The 17,385-nt window shown below is 40.7% G+C and carries 18 protein-coding genes; 5 read left to right on the top strand and 13 right to left on the bottom strand.

Annotation, left to right across the window (positions count from 1 at the left end):
* Window positions 1-121: 121 nt before the first annotated feature.
* Window positions 122-619, bottom strand: coding sequence for a hypothetical protein (locus tag LVD17_RS06365; RefSeq protein ID WP_233765516.1), 498 nt, complete (start codon window positions 617-619; stop codon window positions 122-124).
* Window positions 620-850: 231 nt separating this feature from the next.
* On the opposite strand from LVD17_RS06365, the gene LVD17_RS06360 reads away from it, so the two are divergent.
* Genes LVD17_RS06360 through LVD17_RS06350 form a run of 3 tightly spaced genes read left to right on the top strand, consistent with a single transcriptional unit; the run spans window position 851 to window position 3,431 of the window.
* Window positions 851-2,431 (top strand): peptide chain release factor 3, encoded by a 1,581-nt coding sequence (locus LVD17_RS06360; protein ID WP_233765503.1) that lies wholly within the window; start codon window positions 851-853, stop codon window positions 2,429-2,431.
* 20 nt (window positions 2,432-2,451) lie between these two features.
* The gene (locus tag LVD17_RS06355; protein WP_233765502.1) at window positions 2,452-3,132 is read left to right on the top strand and encodes an RluA family pseudouridine synthase; all 681 of its coding nucleotides are present in this window, start codon (window positions 2,452-2,454) and stop codon (window positions 3,130-3,132) included.
* A complete protein-coding gene (locus LVD17_RS06350) occupies window positions 3,132-3,431 on the top strand; it encodes a DUF6787 family protein (RefSeq protein WP_233765501.1) in 300 nt (99 codons plus the stop codon). Before LVD17_RS06355 ends, LVD17_RS06350 begins: the two co-directional genes overlap by 1 nt.
* Window positions 3,432-3,881: 450 nt before the next feature.
* On the opposite strand, the gene atpC is transcribed toward LVD17_RS06350, so the two are convergent.
* From atpC to LVD17_RS06290, 12 genes are all read right to left on the bottom strand, one after another.
* Entirely contained in the window at window positions 3,882-4,130 is a 249-nt protein-coding gene (gene atpC / locus LVD17_RS06345) for an ATP synthase F1 subunit epsilon (RefSeq protein WP_233765500.1), read from the bottom strand.
* A gap of 80 nt (window positions 4,131-4,210) precedes the next feature.
* The gene (gene atpD, locus LVD17_RS06340; protein WP_233765499.1) at window positions 4,211-5,719 is read right to left on the bottom strand and encodes a F0F1 ATP synthase subunit beta; all 1,509 of its coding nucleotides are present in this window, start codon (window positions 5,717-5,719) and stop codon (window positions 4,211-4,213) included.
* Between the two features lie 129 nt (window positions 5,720-5,848).
* Window positions 5,849-7,063: a sensor histidine kinase gene (locus tag LVD17_RS06335; RefSeq protein WP_233765498.1), complete on the bottom strand. Its 1,215-nt coding sequence runs from the start codon at window positions 7,061-7,063 to the stop codon at window positions 5,849-5,851.
* Between the two features lie 135 nt (window positions 7,064-7,198).
* Window positions 7,199-8,476: an ABC transporter permease gene (locus LVD17_RS06330; RefSeq protein WP_233765497.1), complete on the bottom strand. Its 1,278-nt coding sequence runs from the start codon at window positions 8,474-8,476 to the stop codon at window positions 7,199-7,201.
* Window positions 8,473-9,384 carry an ABC transporter ATP-binding protein gene (locus LVD17_RS06325; RefSeq protein WP_233765496.1) on the bottom strand — a complete coding sequence of 304 codons (912 nt, stop codon included), beginning with the start codon at window positions 9,382-9,384 and terminating at the stop codon, window positions 8,473-8,475. The genes LVD17_RS06330 and LVD17_RS06325 overlap by 4 nt, the downstream gene beginning before the upstream one ends.
* Before the next feature lie 171 nt (window positions 9,385-9,555).
* Window positions 9,556-10,449 (bottom strand): toast rack family protein, encoded by an 894-nt coding sequence (locus LVD17_RS06320; protein ID WP_233765495.1) that lies wholly within the window; start codon window positions 10,447-10,449, stop codon window positions 9,556-9,558.
* A 112-nt stretch (window positions 10,450-10,561) separates the two neighbouring features.
* Entirely contained in the window at window positions 10,562-11,674 is a 1,113-nt protein-coding gene (gene dnaJ / locus LVD17_RS06315; RefSeq protein ID WP_233765494.1) for a molecular chaperone DnaJ, read from the bottom strand.
* A gap of 20 nt (window positions 11,675-11,694) precedes the next feature.
* Window positions 11,695-12,318, bottom strand: coding sequence for a nucleotide exchange factor GrpE (locus tag LVD17_RS06310; RefSeq protein ID WP_233765493.1), 624 nt, complete (start codon window positions 12,316-12,318; stop codon window positions 11,695-11,697).
* Window positions 12,319-12,430: 112 nt separating this feature from the next.
* Complete coding sequence (gene obgE / locus LVD17_RS06305) at window positions 12,431-13,423, bottom strand: GTPase ObgE (RefSeq protein ID WP_233765492.1); 993 nt, start codon at window positions 13,421-13,423, stop codon at window positions 12,431-12,433.
* 8 nt (window positions 13,424-13,431) lie between these two features.
* Window positions 13,432-14,016, bottom strand: a complete 585-nt coding sequence (locus LVD17_RS06300; protein WP_233765491.1) for an adenylate kinase — start codon at window positions 14,014-14,016, stop codon at window positions 13,432-13,434.
* A gap of 46 nt (window positions 14,017-14,062) precedes the next feature.
* On the bottom strand, window positions 14,063-14,590 hold the full coding sequence (hpt, locus tag LVD17_RS06295) for a hypoxanthine phosphoribosyltransferase (protein ID WP_233765490.1): 528 nt from the start codon (window positions 14,588-14,590) through the stop codon (window positions 14,063-14,065).
* 82 nt (window positions 14,591-14,672) lie between these two features.
* Window positions 14,673-15,605 carry a zinc-binding metallopeptidase family protein gene (locus tag LVD17_RS06290; protein WP_233765489.1) on the bottom strand — a complete coding sequence of 311 codons (933 nt, stop codon included), beginning with the start codon at window positions 15,603-15,605 and terminating at the stop codon, window positions 14,673-14,675.
* Window positions 15,606-15,717: 112 nt separating this feature from the next.
* Between LVD17_RS06290 and upp the strand changes: the two genes are divergently transcribed.
* A complete protein-coding gene (gene upp / locus LVD17_RS06285) occupies window positions 15,718-16,362 on the top strand; it encodes a uracil phosphoribosyltransferase (protein ID WP_233765488.1) in 645 nt (214 codons plus the stop codon).
* 8 nt (window positions 16,363-16,370) lie between these two features.
* Window positions 16,371-17,324 carry a calcium/sodium antiporter gene (locus LVD17_RS06280; protein ID WP_233765487.1) on the top strand — a complete coding sequence of 318 codons (954 nt, stop codon included), beginning with the start codon at window positions 16,371-16,373 and terminating at the stop codon, window positions 17,322-17,324.
* The last annotated feature ends 61 nt before the right edge of the window (window positions 17,325-17,385 follow it).

The raw sequence follows: 17,385 nt of genomic DNA, 5'->3' as shown, positions 1-17,385 counted from the left end.
ATATTCAGTTTCAAAAGATTTTCTTCGTTATCAATAGTTTATCAATGGTTATGCCAAATGGATTAATGTGACAGATTGGCAGGAAAGGCAATTTGGTGAATTGGAAAAATGATTCGCACATTTACTCCTTTTCTTTTAAGTAAGTAAAATGTTTAAGTATTTTTATGAGGTCTTCTACTTTTATAAAGCTCAACCCTTGCTGCTTGATATACTTTTTCATGGGCTCCTTTAAGTTTCCGAAAAAAGAGTACACTTCTTTTTTAGTACGTATGCCCCTGTTGGAGATAACTCCGCGATATAAGCGATTAATTAGAGTAGCCTTATTACTCTTTGGTGATAAAAGGTATCGTTCCTGAACAGGTAATGTGTTGCTCTGAATTTTATTGTGAGAAGTAGAAAAAATGTCATCTATTTCTTTGAATTCCCTGGATAATAAAGCTATATAAGGACTTTCATATTGCACTTCTATAAATTGCTTACGGGCATACCCTCCTTCTGATGAAGCAATATGCAAAGAATAAAATTTTCTTGTCGTTTTTAATTTTTTGTCATAAAAGGAAAAAGAGGCCACATTTAAAGGAGTGAGAGTAATAATTTGATTGTTATTTCTAATCAACAAAATATTTTCGTTAAAGAAAGGATCAAAAGCTATTTCATTTTCAGTGGCTGTTCCATCCCTTAATTCTATAATACCCGGCCGCCAGTCATGTTTGTGTTTTTTTGAGAATGCGAATAATTAAAACTAAGGAGTAAGATGAAAATAAATAGAAAACGTGTATGCATAAAGTTTTTCGAACTTATTAATTCATAATTAAAACTGTAAATTTGCACCTTATTTTCAGATTAACCTATGGCATTGAAAGAAGAAATTGCAAAGAGAAGGACATTTGGAATCATCAGTCACCCGGATGCAGGAAAAACTACACTGACAGAAAAGCTCCTGCTTTTTGGCGGTGCGATACAAACTGCCGGGGCTGTAAAATCGAATAAGATAAAAATGCATGCCCGCTCTGACTGGATGGAGATAGAGAAACAAAGAGGTATATCAGTGGCCACCTCCGTCATGGGGTTTAATTATAATGGGAAGAAAATAAACCTGCTGGATACCCCTGGTCACCAGGATTTTGCTGAGGACACCTACCGTACGCTCACAGCTGTAGATAGTGTGATCATGGTGATAGATTGTGTTAAAGGTGTGGAGATTCAGACCGAGAAGCTAATGGAAGTATGTCGCATGCGGAAAACGCCGGTGATATGCTTTATTAATAAACTAGACAGAGAAGGCCGTGATCCATACGATCTGCTTGATGAAATTGAAGAGAAGCTGAATATTAAAGTCAGACCTTTAAGCTGGCCCATAAGTATGGGTAAGACATTCAAAGGTGTTTATAGCCTGTATAATAAAACCCTGCACCTTTTCCAACCTAGCAAAACCAAAGTCGAAAAGGATGGAGAAACCATTGAGGATATTAATGACCCGGTTATTGACAAGGAAGTGGGTGAAAGCTATGCCAACCAGCTCCGCGAAGATGTAGAGCTAATTGAAGGGGTGTATCCTGAGTTTGATGTTAATGAATATCTGGCGGGAAATGTTGCTCCCGTATTTTTTGGAAGTGCAGTTAACAATTTTGGAGTAAAGGAGCTTTTGGATTGCTTTATTGAGCTGGCTCCGGCCCCATTATCGAGAGAGACAGAAGAAAGGATTATTGCGCCTGACGAAAACAAATTTTCAGGATTTATCTTCAAGATACATGCAAATATGGATCCTAATCACAGAAACAGGATCGCTTTTATACGTGTGTGCGCCGGAAAGTTTGAAAGAGGTGCTAATTATTACCATGTGCGTTCCGATAAAAAGATCCGTTTTTCTAATGTCACAGCTTTTATGGCTCAGGAGAAGGAACTGGTGGATGAAGCCTGGCCAGGAGATATTGTTGGCCTGTATGACACCGGTAACTTAAAAATAGGAGATACCATTACTGAGGGTGAAAAAGGAATCTATAAAGGTATACCCAGCTTCTCACCTGAGATATTCAAAGAAGTGGTAAACAAAGATGCTATGAAGACCAAGCAATTGGAGAAAGGCCTCAACCAGTTGATGGAAGAAGGTGTGGCCCAATTGTTCTCTTATCAGCTTGGCTCAAGAAAAGTAGTAGGTACTGTTGGTGCACTTCAGTTTGAGGTAATCCAGCATCGTTTAAAGCATGAGTACGGAGCTTCGTGCGATTTCATGCCCATGAACCTGTATAAGGCCTGTTGGATAAGTAGCAATGACAAGAAGAAGCTTAATGCCTTTGTAGATTCAAAATATAGACATATAGCTAAGGATAAAGATGGTAAACTTGTCTTTATGGCAGAGTCGCGTGCATGGCTTACCATGGTACAGGATAATTTCCCTGACATAGAGTTTCACTTTACATCAGAGTTTTAAACAAATTAGCCCACAGTTGCATGCTTACAAAAAAGGACATTTTATATGAAGACAATCACCTGCTGATAGTTAATAAACCGGCAGGACTGCTCGTTCAGGGAGATAAAACAGGTGATGTAACCCTGGCAGAAGAGGGCAAGGCTTATATAAAAAAGGAGTATAATAAACCGGGCGCTGTTTTTCTTGGCGTCGTCCACCGGCTCGATCGTCCGGTAAGTGGGGCTGTAGTGATGGCGCGTACTTCCAAGGCACTCGAAAGAATGAACACGGCTTTCAAGGAGCGCGAAATTGAAAAGACTTACTGGGCTATAACGACACACCGCCCGCCTAATACTCAAGGGGAGCTGGTTCATTGGTTGAAGAAGAATACGAAAATTAACAAGGCCGTGGCTTCAAACAAACAGGTGAGTGGCTCACAGAAGGCTATATTGAATTATAAATTAATTGGTCGTATTGCTGAATATTACTTACTTGAGGTCAAGCTTATGACAGGACGTCCGCATCAGATCCGGGTACAATTGGCAAAAATCGGTTGTACTATTATGGGAGATGTAAAGTATGGCGCAGACAAGCCTGCCAAAGATGGTAACATTTATTTACATTCCCGGTCTGTGTCTTTTGAACACCCTGTTAAAAAGGAAAGGATGACTTTTACAGCTCCGGTGCCTAATGACCAGATCTGGAAACTATTTGATAGCTAATGAAGAAACCCGGCTGGTTAGATAAGTTAGAAAAACGATGGAAGGTAACGACAGTCCAGGCGATTGTTATTTTGATTGTTTTTGCCTGCACGGGCTTTACGGTTTTGTTTTTAAAAGAGCCTATCTTGTCCCTGATTGCTGACGAGGAAGACCGGAACTGGGTGTTTACCGTATGTTACTACCTGCTGATCCTGCCCGTTTACAATATTATTTTATTGATTTACGGTTTTCTTTTCGGGCAGTTCAATTTTTTCTGGGAGTTTGAAAAGCGTATGTTCCAAAGAATATTTAGGAGGTAACTAGGCTGTCGATTCACCAACCTGTAAAATAGTCGCACTTATCATCTTCCGGTATTTCGGACAAGGTAAGGTATACCAATTATCAAAGTAATTTTCAGGATAGTAATACGAGGAGCGATGGATGGCTTCGCCAGTGGTTTAGGGGAAGTCAGGCATAGGTAGCCGTCAGCCGTTCTGCAGCAAGCCGAACTTCTAAGAAGACACTAACATCTGACATTTCGAAGGTGAGTCCGATATGCACCTCTGTTAATAGTGGGTCTGCAAAAGCCGTTGACTACCAGGATAAAATAGCAATAGGCGAGGGTTGCTGATTTCAGTGGTAACTTCATGTTGCAAGCTTTATTTCCAGTCTGCATAATCCACTTTCTAAAAGTAAGGAGGTAAAAGAAAAAGGCTGCTTAAAAGCATGTTAACTTTTAAAGCAGCCTTCAAAAATTTTATATCTGAAACTTACTCTCCAACCAATCCGTCGGCCAGTAAGACAATTTTATTGTTCAGCACCTCTACAACACCACCTGATATTTCTACCTGATGTTTCCCATCCTTATTTTGGTAAATTACCACACCTTCGCCTAAGCTGCTTACCAAAGGAGCATGGTCATTTAATACCTGAAATGAGCCGTCAACACCCGGAAAAGTAACAGCACTTACTTCTCCTCCATATACTTTTTTAGCTGGTGTAACTATTTCTAAAAACATATGACAAAATTTGGTTTAGTGACCTGCGGGGCAGGTCTAATAGAAAAGTGTGAGGCTGTTTACCTCACACTTACCAGAATTTATTTTTTAGTTTCAGCAAGCATTTTCTCACCTTTCTTAATAGCATCTTCTATTGAACCTACCAGGTTAAATGCCATTTCAGGAAGGTGGTCAAGTTCTCCATCCATAATCATGTTGAAGCCTTTGATAGTATCTTTGATGTCAACAAGAACACCAGGGATACCTGTAAATTGTTCGGCAACGTGGAATGGCTGAGAAAGGAATCTTTGTACCCTTCTTGCTCTGTGTACAACTTCTTTATCCTCATCAGAAAGTTCGTCCATACCAAGGATGGCGATGATATCCTGAAGCTCTTTATATCTTTGAAGAATCTCTTTTACTCTTTGCGCACAACCATAGTGCTCATCACCAAGTACATCTGCACTCAAAATTCTTGAAGTAGAATCCAAAGGATCCACTGCAGGGTAAATACCAAGCTCAGAGATCTTTCTTGAAAGTACAGTAGTAGCATCAAGGTGGGCGAAAGTAGTAGCAGGAGCAGGGTCAGTCAAGTCATCCGCAGGTACGTAAACGGCCTGTACAGATGTAATTGATCCCTTTTTAGTTGAAGTAATCCTTTCCTGCATGGCACCCATTTCGGTAGCCAGTGTAGGCTGATAACCCACGGCAGAAGGCATACGACCAAGAAGGGCTGATACCTCAGAACCTGCCTGTGTGAAACGGAAAATGTTATCAACGAAGAAAAGGATATCTTTTCCTTGTCCTTCTCCATCACCATCACGGAAGTATTCTGCAAGGGTAAGACCAGACAAAGCCACGCGTGCACGAGCACCTGGAGGCTCATTCATCTGACCGAATACGAATGTTGCTTTTGATTCTTTAAGTTTATCCTGATCAACCAGGCTAAGATCCCATCCACCTTCTTCCATAGATTTGGTGAAAGCCTCGCCATATGTAACAATACCAGACTCGATCATCTCACGAAGAAGGTCATTACCTTCGCGGGTTCTTTCACCCACACCGGCAAATACTGACAGACCGGAATATGCTTTTGCAATGTTGTTGATCAGCTCCTGGATAAGTACGGTTTTACCTACACCGGCACCACCAAAAAGACCAATTTTACCACCTTTTGAGTAAGGTTCGATAAGGTCAATTACTTTAATACCAGTGTAAAGTACCTCGGTTGAAGTAGATAGATCTTCAAATTTAGGAGCTGGCCTGTGTATCGGTAGACTTGTTTTTCCGGAAGGTTGCGAAATACCATCAATGGCTTCACCAATTACGTTGAATAGTCGGCCCTTGATATCATCACCGGTAGGCATGTTGATAGGGGCTCCGGTGTCAGTAACTTCCATTCCTCTAACCAAACCTTCGGTACTTTCCATGGAGATAGTTCTTACTCTGTCTTCTCCAAGGTGCTGCTGGCATTCCAATACCACCTTTTGTCCGTTTGCTTTGGTTACCTCTAATGAATCAAGGATATTAGGTAATTTAGCACCCTCAGCATCAAAGCTAACGTCTACTACGGGGCCGATTACCTGGGTAATTTTACCAATATTTGCCATCTTTTGTTATTTTATAGAAATGATTTAGTGCCTCGATAATTTCAGTCCGCAAAACTACGTGTAAATTATCCATAAAGCAAAACCAAGGTATGATTTTTAAGTCTAAAAGTTGATCTAATGGCTTTTGATTCAGGTGTGTAATATTATTCGGAATGTTGTGCCCTGATTTTCCTCCGAAGACTTAACAAAAATCTTACCCTGATGGTAAATTTCTATGATCCTTTTGGCCAATGTTAAACCCAGTCCCCAGCCTCTCTTTTTTGTTGTAAATCCCGGACTGAAGACCTGCCTTATTTTAGATTTCGGAATACCTTTTCCGGTATCCGTGATATCTACGAATACGCGATGGTCGCTACCTTTCAAAATGTAAATATTAATTGAACCGGATCCGCTCATGGCGTCAACAGCATTCTTGCAGAGGTTTTCGATTACCCATTCGAAAAGCGGAGGGTTGATCATTGCCGTGATTTGCGGCGTTAGAGAGTCCACCGTCATGTTAACTTTTGGGGAGATCCTTGGCTTCAGGTAATCAATGATATTTTTGATTAAGACTTCTACATTTTCCTCGGAAAGCACCGGAGTAGAGCCAATGTTGGAAAACCGCTCCGTAATTACCTGCAACTTTTTAATGTCCTTGTCCAGCTCGTCAAACAGATTTTTATCCTCTATCTGTGCCTGATCCTTAAAATATTCCACCCAGGCCATTAATGATGAAATGGGTGTCCCAAGCTGGTGGGCAGTTTCTTTGGCCAGCCCTACCCAAACACGATTTTGTTCTGCAGCCTTAGAGTAGTTGAATATTAAATAAACAATAAATGCAAATAATGAGATTACCGATAGCTGAATGTACGGATAGTATATCAACTGGGTGAGCAGAAATGAGTTTTTATAGTAGACATGCTGGACTTCGTATAACTCATTGGTATTGGGATCTTTTAACCTCACTTCAATCGGATCGTATGTGTTCCTCATTTCCTCAAGCTCTTCATATAACTGCTGATTCATTTGAACCTGAGAGGCAGAGGAATCAATTTCAATGTTACGGTGTCCGGTAATTTCTCCGTTTTCAGTAATAAGAATAGTGGGAATAGAATTGTTTTCAAACAATATCTGATCGGTAATAAAGTAGACATTATTATCAAGGCTTTCGTTAGCAGTATGTTCCAGCGCCTTGGCAAAAAGCTCTATCTGCTTACGTTCTCTTTCCTTCAACTGGTCAACAAGCCTGTCGGTATAATAAATAGAGGCAACACTAATAAACACGGACACTACTAAAACAATCCATTTGATCTTGGATTTATTGTAATAGATATCGATACCTGTTGCTTTACTTGTTTTCGCCATAGATGACCTTAAAGTTGATCAAAATAAAATAAAAAAACCGGATAATAAACATTATCCGGTAACGACATTGCCGTCTTTGCCGTTGTTTCGAATGCTGGTTTTCGGATTATAACACCTCGGGAACCTGCAGTCTTACTAATTCTTCATCATAAACCACTTTGCCAGGGTTTTATAATTCACCTTAACACCGTGCATAAGTATGCCAACCCGGTAAATTCTGCCGGCAAGCCATGTGGTAAATACAAATCCAAGTACCAGTAACACCATGGACAGTGCCAGTTCCCAGGCAGGCACACCAAACCCTATGCGGCCCATCATAGCAATAGGAGAGGTGAAAGGAATTATGGACAGCCAGAAACTAACGTTGCCGTCGGGATTGTTAACGATACTTCCCATACCAATTATCCCGGCGATCAAGGGGATCATGATCGGAAACATAAATTGCTGGGCCTCTGAGGGAGAATCAACTGCAGAGCCGGCTGCAGCAAACAATGCACCATAAAGCAGATAACCCCCGATAAAATAGAAAATAAAGGTAAGTATAATCTTCGTAAACGGGATATTGGCAAGCAAGCGGACAAACTTTTCTGATGTTTCCACATCAGCTCCCTGAATAGTAGCTTCCTGGGGTATTTCCATACCTAAAAGCCCAAGTACGATGGTGGAAAGTACCGCTATAAGTACAACCCATATGAGTACCTGAAAGAGGCCTACGGAAGCTACTCCAAGTATCTTTCCTAGCATCAACTGGAATGGTTTGACCGTAGAAATTATTACTTCTACAATCTTACTGCTTTTTTCTTCTATAACGCCTTGCATTACCTGACCTCCATAGGCAAACATAAAGATGTAGATGAGGAACCCTGTAAAGTACCCTATACCAAATGATATTCCTGCATCACTTTCTTTTTCCTCACCTTCACTAATGTTTACTGAACGCAGGTCTATTTTGGTTTTCAGCTTGGCAAGTACCTCTTTGTCGATATTGTAAATCTGGAGTTTACTGTCTTTGATAACATCCTCAATCTCATTTTCAATATCTCCTATTGTAGAAAAATTGGGGTTGCTTTTGGTATAAAGCACCAATCCCTCAGGTGTTTCAATATTGAAATCGGGGATATATAATAAACCATAATCATCGGATTCTGAAAGGGTAGTTTTGGCAGCTTCCAAATCCCCTGAGGCCTTAATAAACTTGTATTTTTCAGTGTTTTCGAAGTCGAATGAGCCCTGCTCATCCAAAACATGGATCACCTGAGCGCTGGCATTTTCAGATTCCTTTTTCATTACATAGCCTATACCTCCTATTAATGCCGGAAATATCAGGGGAACCAGAATAGTCGCGATCAGAAAAGATTTTTTCTTGACCCTGCTCAAAAACTCTCTTTGTATTATTAATAATGTCTTGTTCATTTGGCACCTCCTACTTTAGAAATGAATATTTCACTGATACTTGGAATTTTCTCAACAAACGAATGTACTTCAGTTATGGTCAGCAGACTCTTGAGTAATTCATTAGGGCTTGTTTCCTCAGTCATTTTTACCGTACTCTGATAGAAATTATCATGTAATGGATTATTGGCCAATACTGAAAACCGGTCAGGTAGTGATCCGTTAAGTGATCCCTGATGCTCGACTATATATGTGTTTGACCGGTAGGAGTGTTTAATGTCTTTTTTAGAGCCTTCGAGAATCAGCTTTGAGTTATTTATCAGTGCAATATGGTCACAAAGCTCTTCAACTGACTCCATCCGGTGAGTTGAGAATATAATGGTGCTACCCTTTTCCCGAAGCTCAAAAATTTCATCTTTTATCAGATTGGCGTTGACAGGATCAAAGCCTGAAAACGGTTCATCCAGTATAATAAGTCTGGGTTCATGTAGCACTGTTGATATAAATTGTATCTTTTGTGCCATACCCTTTGAGAGATCCTCTACCTTCTTGTCCCACCATTCGTAAATTCCCAGTTTTTTAGTCCAGGCTTTACTCCTCATAATAGACTCCTTTCTGGAGAGGTTTCTGAGTTGACCCAGGTATACAAGTTGCTCGCCAACTTTCATTTTTTTGTACAGGCCTCTTTCTTCAGGCAAATAGCCAATAATCGAGATGTGGTCAGGGTTGAGCTTTTCCCCATCGATGAGTATCTCCCCTTCGTCGGCATCTATGATCTGATTGATAATTCGGATCATTGTGGTTTTTCCGGCGCCATTAGGCCCCAAAAGCCCAAAAATGCTCTGTGAGGGAATACTCAGGCTTACATTATCAAGAGCAGTATGATTGGAATACCGCTTTGTAATATTTTTTGCAATAAGTGCTTCCAAAATATTTAAGGTTTAGTTTCTGTTTCAGGATCAATGCATTACACAACGAATATATTCATAGTGGACAGGAATCCAATGACCAATCTATTACAAATTTGAAGGGAATAATAGCAAACTATAGGGAGCGGTTATATAATCTGCTAAGAAATAAAATAAAGGAGATGAAAGATTTTATTTCTTTTCTTTAAAAACAATACTACCCATGCTTACATCAAGGTTAAATGATAAGAGGTTGTCAGCGTCTTCTTTATAGGCATCATTTACAAAGGTATTGTCCGAAAGTTTCTTGAAAGATTTGGTGAGTTTCACTTTACAAAGCCAGGAATCATTTACGGTTACTATTACGGGGATCTCATCTTCCGGAAGCATTATCATCAGATTACCGGCGCCAACACTTCCTTTTATTTCGCTTCTTACCTGTGGCTTATCGCTGAAATCAAGCAGAAGGTTACCAAAGCCTATATCAGCTACGACATGCTTGGATCTGGAGAGGTTAAGTTTCTTTACATTTACGGAGCCAAGGTCAACCTTTACATAAAAGGTGTCCATTACTACCTGATTATTTTTGCCGGATAAGTATCCAATATTAATGTCAGCACTTCCCGTATGTATTTTTAGCTTTCCTATAGAAAGACCGGAAAGATCAATATCGGCTTCACCGATTCCATACTTGAGATTCAGATTGTAATTTTTATTATCGGTGAGGTAGACTTTCCATAGTTTTTTGGCGGATTCGTTAGATGAACCGAACATGCGGTAGGAGATTGATTGACTTAAGCCCTCTGATTTATCATCTTCAAGAGCCAGCTTTATCGTACAGGTCTTGTTTTTGATGGATTTATCAAAAGAGTGAGAGTAATTATCGTAGTCCTGATCGCTATATACGTTAAGGAGTTCAGTGCTTTGGCTGGGTTTTAGCAAACACGACCCGCTGTTGACACTGAAATGAAGGTCAACACGTTCCACCGCCTTATTGTCCTCCACTGAGAACTGTTTTTTTATTTGTGAAAATGAAAGGGTAGTACTGATGATCCCTGCACCCAGTAAAAAAATTCTTCTCCGCATAGTGTGAGTAAATACGGTATTTGTTTTTGTTGAGTTACAAGACATTAGAAAATTATCAACAAAAAAAGCGACAAACAGTAAATTTGTCGCTTTCCTTCTATTTCATCTTATTTTATTCAAAAAACTCTCTCATTTTTCCGAAAATACTCTTTTCACTTTTCCCTGGATTGGGGTGAAAATTAGTAGAATCACGCATGCTTTCAAGCTTTGCTTTTTCATCAGAAGAAAGATGTTTCGGAGTCCACACATTAACGTGAATGAGCTGATCACCCTTTCCATACCCATTAAGGTCTTTAATACCTTTACCTCTGAGCCTGAGTATTTTTCCGCTTTGCGTACCTGGATCTATTTTAATACGTGCTTTACCTGAGATGGTAGGTACTTCTACCGACGTGCCCAATGCAGCGTCGATAAAACTAACGTAAAGATCATAAACTACATTGTTACCTTCTCTGATCAATTGATCATCCTCTTTCTCCTCCACTACAATCAGAAGGTCACCTGCCAGGCCTCCGCCCGGAGCTTCGTTACCCTTGCCTGACATGGAAAGCTGTATTCCATCGCTTACTCCACCAGGTATCTTTACGCTGATAACTTCTTCTTTGGGTACCAGCCCTGAACTATCAACACCGGGAGGCCTGTGATCTATGATCTGTCCTGATCCGTTACAGGTCGGACATGTACTGGTAGATACCATCTGGCCCAGCATAGTGTTTACGGCCTTTCGTATCTGGCCACTTCCATGACAGGTAGAGCAATTTTTAAAAGTAACTCCATCGGCCCTAACCAGTCGGTTTACCTTGATCTTCTTCTCAACGCCTTCGGCAATTTCCTCCAGAGTAAGTTTAAGTTTAATGCGAAGGTTTGACCCCCTTCTTTGCCTTCTGCGGCCACCACCGCCACCAAAGAAGCTTTCAAACGGACTGCCTCCTCCTCCAAAGATATCCCCGAACTGAGAGAAAATGTCGTCCATGTTCATGCCACCGCCGAAGCCGCCGCCATTCATGCCTGCATGTCCGAACTGATCATATCTTTGTCGTTTCTCAGGGTTACTTAGTATCTCATAGGCTTCTGCGGCTTCCTTAAATTTGTCCTCAGCCTCGGCATCATCCGGGTTCTTGTCCGGGTGATACTTAATAGCCACTTTTCTGTAAGCCTTTTTGATCTCTTCCTGAGAAGCAGATTTATCCACTCCTAAAATCTCGTAAAAATCTCTTTTCGCCATAAACTTGAATTTTCTCGCTCTTAGTTTCCGATAACTACTTTGGCGTATCTTATAACTTTGTCTTTTAACATGTAGCCTTTCTCCACAACATCAACCACTTTACCCTTCAGGCTCTTTTTGGGTGCGGGTATTTGAGTAATGGCTTCGTGGTATTCCGAATCGAAATCCATGCCCTCTTTACCCTCCATTGCTTTCAGGCCTTTTTGCTCTAAAACTTTCTTAAATTTATTATGTATGAGTTGTACGCCTTCTTTAACGGCGTTAAGGTCAGTGCTTTTGTCCTCAAATGATTTTTCTGCTCTTTCGAAATCGTCGATTACAGGTATCAAAGCAGCCATCAGATCTTCATTGGCTGTTTGTACCATGTCCAGCTTTTCTTTGGCTGTTCTTCTTCTGAAGTTTTCAAATTCAGAGTAAAGGCGTAGGTATTTGTCTTTGCTCTCTGCCAATTCGTCTTTCAGACGCTCCACTTCATCTTTTGCATTGACTTCCTCCTTCTCCCTTTCTTCAGATTTACTTTCGACTTCTTCCTTTATTTCATCAACATTTTCAGGCTTTTCGCCCATTTCGGCAGCATTTGCGTCCGCTTTTGTTGATTCTTTGGTATCTTTCACTTCGTTTTCTTCTATATTCTCCTTGTTCATAGCTAGTTATATACCTTTACCTTATACATTATTCAAATTGTTTGACAATTACTCTGCCAAAACACAAAATTATGTCAAAATGACATCCTGTTGAAGGAGTATTGAGGATTAGTTACTTATTCAAAAACTTCCAAAGGAGGTCTTTTAATTCCAAAAGCCCGGTTTGTGTAACGGATGAGATAAAAACGTGAGGAAGCTCTTCAGGCAATTCCTGCTTCATTTCTTTGATCAGTTCCTCATCCAGAAGGTCTGATTTGGAAATAGCCAGTATCCTATCCTTATCCAGCAGTTCCGGGTTATATTTTTTTAACTCCCCAAGGAGTATCTGATATTCTTTGTTGATGTCTTCGGCGTCAGTTGGTATTAAGAAAAGGAGGATGGAGTTGCGTTCAATATGGCGCAGGAACCTGATGCCCAGACCTTTTCCTTCCGCTGCACCTTCAATGATACCAGGTATGTCAGCCATGACAAACGATTTGTAATCCCTGTAGCTTACCACACCCAGGTTAGGGGTTAATGTGGTAAAAGGATAATCGGCTATCTCAGGCTTGGCTGCTGATAGTACTGAGAGCAAAGTTGATTTTCCTGCATTTGGAAAGCCTACCAAGCCAACATCTGCCAGAAGTTTAAGTTCCAGTACTATCCACTCTTCTTTTCCTGTCTCACCTGGTTGCGCGAATCGGGGGGTTTGGTTTATAGCTGTTTTAAAGTTTTCGTTACCTAAACCTCCTCGACCTCCTTCGGTGAGGATAACCTCCTCACCGTCTTCAGTGATCTCGAACAGCTTTTTGCCACTTTCAAAATCTTTGGCAACAGTACCTAAAGGTACTTCCAGAATTATATCTTCTCCTTGCGCACCGCTGCGGCGCCCACCTTCCCCGGGCTTGCCGTTACCAGCGATAACATGTTTCTGGTACTTGAGATGTAGTAGTGTCCATAGCTGGGAATTGCCTTTAAGGATGATATGACCGCCCCGGCCGCCATTGCCACCATCCGGACCACCCTTTGGAACGTGTTTTTCCCGCCTGAAATGGACAGAGCCAGCGCCTCCAGCTCCTGATCTCGAGCAGAACTTTACGTAATCAATAAAGTTAGATGAAGACACTTGCTTGTTTACTTTTCTATTTTGAGGGAGTCAATAACACCACAGATATTATTGAAGATATCATCAATAGATCCCACACCATGTATGGCGTTAAATTTATTCTGATTCTTGTAATATTGAGAAACTGGCAGAGTCTCTTTTAAGTAGACTTGAATTCGGTTGTCAATTTTTTCTTCATTCTGATCATCAACCCTTCCTGAGATTTTGCCTCTTTCCAACAGTCTTTTTTTCAGCTCTTCAAAAGGAACTTCCAGTGAGATCATACCTGATATGGGATTTCCCTTACTATTTAGCAGCTTATCCAATGCCTCTGCCTGGTGGATGGTACGAGGGAAGCCGTCAAATATAAAGCCATTGGCTCCTGCACTGCTTTTGATCTTATCATCAACCATACCTATTACTACTTCGTCCGGTACGAGAAAACCATCGTCCATGTATTTTTGAGCACTTTTCCCCAACTCAGTACCTTCGTTGAGGTGTTTTCTGAATAAATCTCCGGTAGAGATATGCTCAAGATTATATCTACTGATGAGCTTCTCACTTTGCGTGCCTTTTCCGGCTCCGGGAGGGCCAAATAATACGATATTTAACATCACAAGTTTTTTTAAAAGGGTTTAAAGATAATGGAAAATTAGGGGATTACTCCTTGAGTTGGTAAATGTCTTTTAAATTTCTCCCCAATCCATCATAATCCAGGCCATAACCTACTACAAATTTTTCAGGAATGTCAAAGCCTATGTATTTCAGCTTTTCTCCTGATACATTTGTTTTTGGCTTTTGCAGAAGCGTCACCACTTCGATAGAACTTGCCCCAAGGGACCTGAATTCCTCTAGTATTTTTGCTATTGTTCGGCCGGTGTCAATAATATCTTCAATGATGATTACATCTTTATTAAAAATGTTTTCATTCAGGCCGATAAGTTGCTTGACGTTGCCGCTGCTTTCCATTTCTTCATAAGAAGCAACTTTAACAAATGATATCTCGCAGGGAATATTAACTTCTTTCATAAGATCAGCGGCGAACATAAAAGACCCGTTTAAAATAGCAACAAACAGGGGTTTTTTGTCTTTGTAATCACTATTGATCCTGACTGCCAAAGCCTGGATTTTAGCTGTGATCTCTTCGCTACTGATAAATTTTACAAACTCTTTGTCTTTGACTACCATAAGTAAAATAAAAATGCCTTCTGTAGAACAAAAGGCATGCAAATATAGAAATTATATTGGAATCGGAACCTAAAAAGGAAAATCAAAGATTCTCCATGAGGGCTTTGTAAAGCTGAAGCATACATATAATATCATACTTATGCACTTTTTCCTGCGGAGAGTGTACATTTTCTTCCGGAGCACCTATAAAGCACCAGTCAAACGGGTAAGGAGAGATTTGCAGTTCACGTCCATCACTGGAGCCACTTGCTTCGACCTCCAGCTGATAGGGTATTTCCGAATCATTTGCAATTTCAATGATGCGCCTTATGTAAGACTTTCTGGGTATATTCCTGTCACGCATGGAGATGACCACACCCTCTCCAGGGTACACACCATCCGTTACCCACGTAATGTCAGAGATTAGCCCTTGGGTTACTTGCCACTTTTCATAAATAAACCTTACTAATAAAGGTATGGATCCTCCTCCGTGCTCCTCCCAGCAGCTAAATACCAATACGCCATTTTTCAGTGTTTCAGCAAGTTTCAGCAGGTTGTATACTCCGAGACGGTTATCAAGGTAGCAGCTGGTTATCTCAGTATCAGTTTCTTCAAATTCGCATTTGAAAACAAGATCGGTGCCCCGGTCAATGGCACGACCAAATTTGTAGAAAAGTTGATGGTCTTTATTTACTTCAAGTTCACATTCTATCAGTCCAAGGCTATCTTCACCTACGAGTTTGTATCCGCTATGCACTTCCGGGCCACCTATTGCCACCAGCTGATTTTGGTAGCGAACCGTAAACCCTATAGAATCCATGTGTGCAAACGCAGCGGTTTTTGGTGTACCGAATTTTAAAATAACACAGTCCTGTAGTTCCGGTCCATGAAAAACTTCCGGTTGGCAAACCCAATTACCTCTTTTGCGATTTACGTAATCGAGAATAAAGTCTTTCATTTTCGATTCATTCCCTGATGTCGCATGTATTTGACATAGTTGTTTCAACAAATTGATGTCAGATAAATGTGGCTTCATTAATATTGCTATTAAAAGATTGGAATCTATTGTTATTTTTTAATTTTCGTTAAATTTAGATTTAAAATTAACTTAGGCCTAATTTTTTTCTAATCCTGCTTCTTTATTTTTAATGTTAAAAGTACTCAATCAGTCCAATTCGGTAGCCAATCATTTCTTGTATGAAATGAGGCACATAGAAACTCAGAAAGACCGCGCAAAATTCAGAAACAACCTTAGAAGGTTGGGCGTCGTCATGGCATACGAAATATCGAAGGCATTATCCTATACAAAGGCAGTCGTTGAGACGCCTCTTGATACCATGGAGGTGGACTTGCTTGCCGAACAGCCAGTTTTGATCTCCATATTAAGAGCTGCTCTGCCATTTTCAGATGGCTTTACAGAAGTGTTTGATCAGGCAGACGTTGGGTTTGTGGGGGCTTATCGCATGGAAGAAGGTGCAGAGATAGCTGTCAATTTTGAGTATATGGCTTCCCCCGCAGTGGAGGGCAGGGTAGTTATAGTTGTTGACCCCATGCTTGCTACAGGTAAGTCAATAATAGAATCGATAGATCATTTACTTAACAATGGTAAGCCGGGTCATATTCATATAGCTGCTGCTGTTGCCGCGCCGGAAGGAATTGACTATATTTCAAAGATGTTGAAGGTTGAACATACCATATGGGCCGGTGCTCTGGATGAGAAGCTTAACAATAAGTCCTACATCGTGCCAGGACTTGGTGATGCCGGAGATTTGTGTTTCGGACCGAAATTATAAATTAACACATGTTGCTAAATATACTAATGTTAGTTGTGGGCCTTTTTGTCCTCATCATTGGGGGTGACTTTCTTGTAAAGGGCGCATCAAGTATAGCATTAAGGGCTCATATATCACCACTTGTGGTAGGACTTACCATTGTGGCATTCGGCACCTCTGCTCCGGAACTTCTGATCAGCGTAAAAGCAGCTTTGGACGGTAGCCCGGATATGACAATGGGGAATGTTGTAGGCTCAAATATCTGCAACCTTGCGCTTGTGCTGGGGGTTACTGCTATCATTGGCGTTATTAAGGTCAACTCAGATAGTATCAAAATTGACTGGCCTGTTACAATGGGTAGTTCACTACTACTTTATTTTGTGGTTAAGGAAGATACAGCTATGATTAAGACCTTTGAGGGCATCATATTTATTATACTTCTTATTGTATATACAGTCTTTATAGTAAGGAAATCCCGAAAGGAAACCAAGGCAAGGCGGGCGCTTGAGGAAGAACTACAAGAGGTTGCACCCTCAAGGTATATGGGTAAAGATGCTTTTTTTATTGTGGTAGGGTGTGCGGGGCTTTATTTTGGAGCAGACTGGTTCGTAGGGGGTGCCAAAAATCTGGCTCTTTTTTTAGGGGTAAGCGAACGGGTAATCGGTATAACCGTACTGGCGATGGGAACAAGTTTGCCGGAGCTTGTCACCTCCATTGTAGCGTCCGTTAAAAAAGAAACCGATCTGGCCTTGGGCAATTTAATGGGGTCAAATATTTTTAATATTTTATCAATTCTTGGTATAACCAGCATTATAAAAGATATTCACGTTAGTGATGAGATAATAAGGCATGATATGGTGGCTATGATTGGGGTTACACTTCTTGTTCTGCCTATGATGCTTTATAAGCGGACTATGGGTAGAGTCTCGGGAATAATATTGCTTGCTGTTTATATTTTTTACACCTACACCGTTATAACATAAATTTACGGAAGCCGGTTGATTTGGAAATGGAAGAATTGGTATTAAAGGCCCTTACAATTAT

Source organism: Fulvivirga ulvae (genome assembly GCF_021389975.1).
GTDB lineage: Bacteria > Bacteroidota > Bacteroidia > Cytophagales > Cyclobacteriaceae > Fulvivirga > Fulvivirga ulvae.
Note: the sequence above shows the minus strand (reverse complement) of the source record. Positions and strands in the feature narration are given on the sequence as shown.

Bases quoted from the DNA above. Each gene is read 5' to 3' on its own strand.
- LVD17_RS06320 (WP_233765495.1), bottom strand. From the start codon at position 10,449: ATGCGGAGAAGAATTTTTTTACTGGGTGCAGGGATCATCAGTACTACC.
- LVD17_RS06330 (WP_233765497.1), bottom strand. From the start codon at position 8,476: ATGAACAAGACATTATTAATAATACAAAGAGAGTTTTTGAGCAGGGTC.
- LVD17_RS06350 (WP_233765501.1), top strand. From the start codon at position 3,132: ATGAAGAAACCCGGCTGGTTAGATAAGTTAGAAAAACGATGGAAGGTA.
- dnaJ (WP_233765494.1), bottom strand. From the start codon at position 11,674: ATGGCGAAAAGAGATTTTTACGAGATTTTAGGAGTGGATAAATCTGCT.
- LVD17_RS06290 (WP_233765489.1), bottom strand. From the start codon at position 15,605: ATGAAGCCACATTTATCTGACATCAATTTGTTGAAACAACTATGTCAA.
- LVD17_RS06280 (WP_233765487.1), top strand. From the start codon at position 16,371: ATGTTGCTAAATATACTAATGTTAGTTGTGGGCCTTTTTGTCCTCATC.
- LVD17_RS06310 (WP_233765493.1), bottom strand. From the start codon at position 12,318: ATGAACAAGGAGAATATAGAAGAAAACGAAGTGAAAGATACCAAAGAA.
- upp (WP_233765488.1), top strand. From the start codon at position 15,718: ATGTTAAAAGTACTCAATCAGTCCAATTCGGTAGCCAATCATTTCTTG.
- LVD17_RS06300 (WP_233765491.1), bottom strand. From the start codon at position 14,016: ATGTTAAATATCGTATTATTTGGCCCTCCCGGAGCCGGAAAAGGCACG.
- LVD17_RS06355 (WP_233765502.1), top strand. From the start codon at position 2,452: ATGCTTACAAAAAAGGACATTTTATATGAAGACAATCACCTGCTGATA.
- hpt (WP_233765490.1), bottom strand. From the start codon at position 14,590: ATGGTAGTCAAAGACAAAGAGTTTGTAAAATTTATCAGTAGCGAAGAG.
- atpC (WP_233765500.1), bottom strand. From the start codon at position 4,130: ATGTTTTTAGAAATAGTTACACCAGCTAAAAAAGTATATGGAGGAGAA.
- LVD17_RS06360 (WP_233765503.1), top strand. From the start codon at position 851: ATGGCATTGAAAGAAGAAATTGCAAAGAGAAGGACATTTGGAATCATC.
- atpD (WP_233765499.1), bottom strand. From the start codon at position 5,719: ATGGCAAATATTGGTAAAATTACCCAGGTAATCGGCCCCGTAGTAGAC.
- LVD17_RS06335 (WP_233765498.1), bottom strand. From the start codon at position 7,063: ATGGCGAAAACAAGTAAAGCAACAGGTATCGATATCTATTACAATAAA.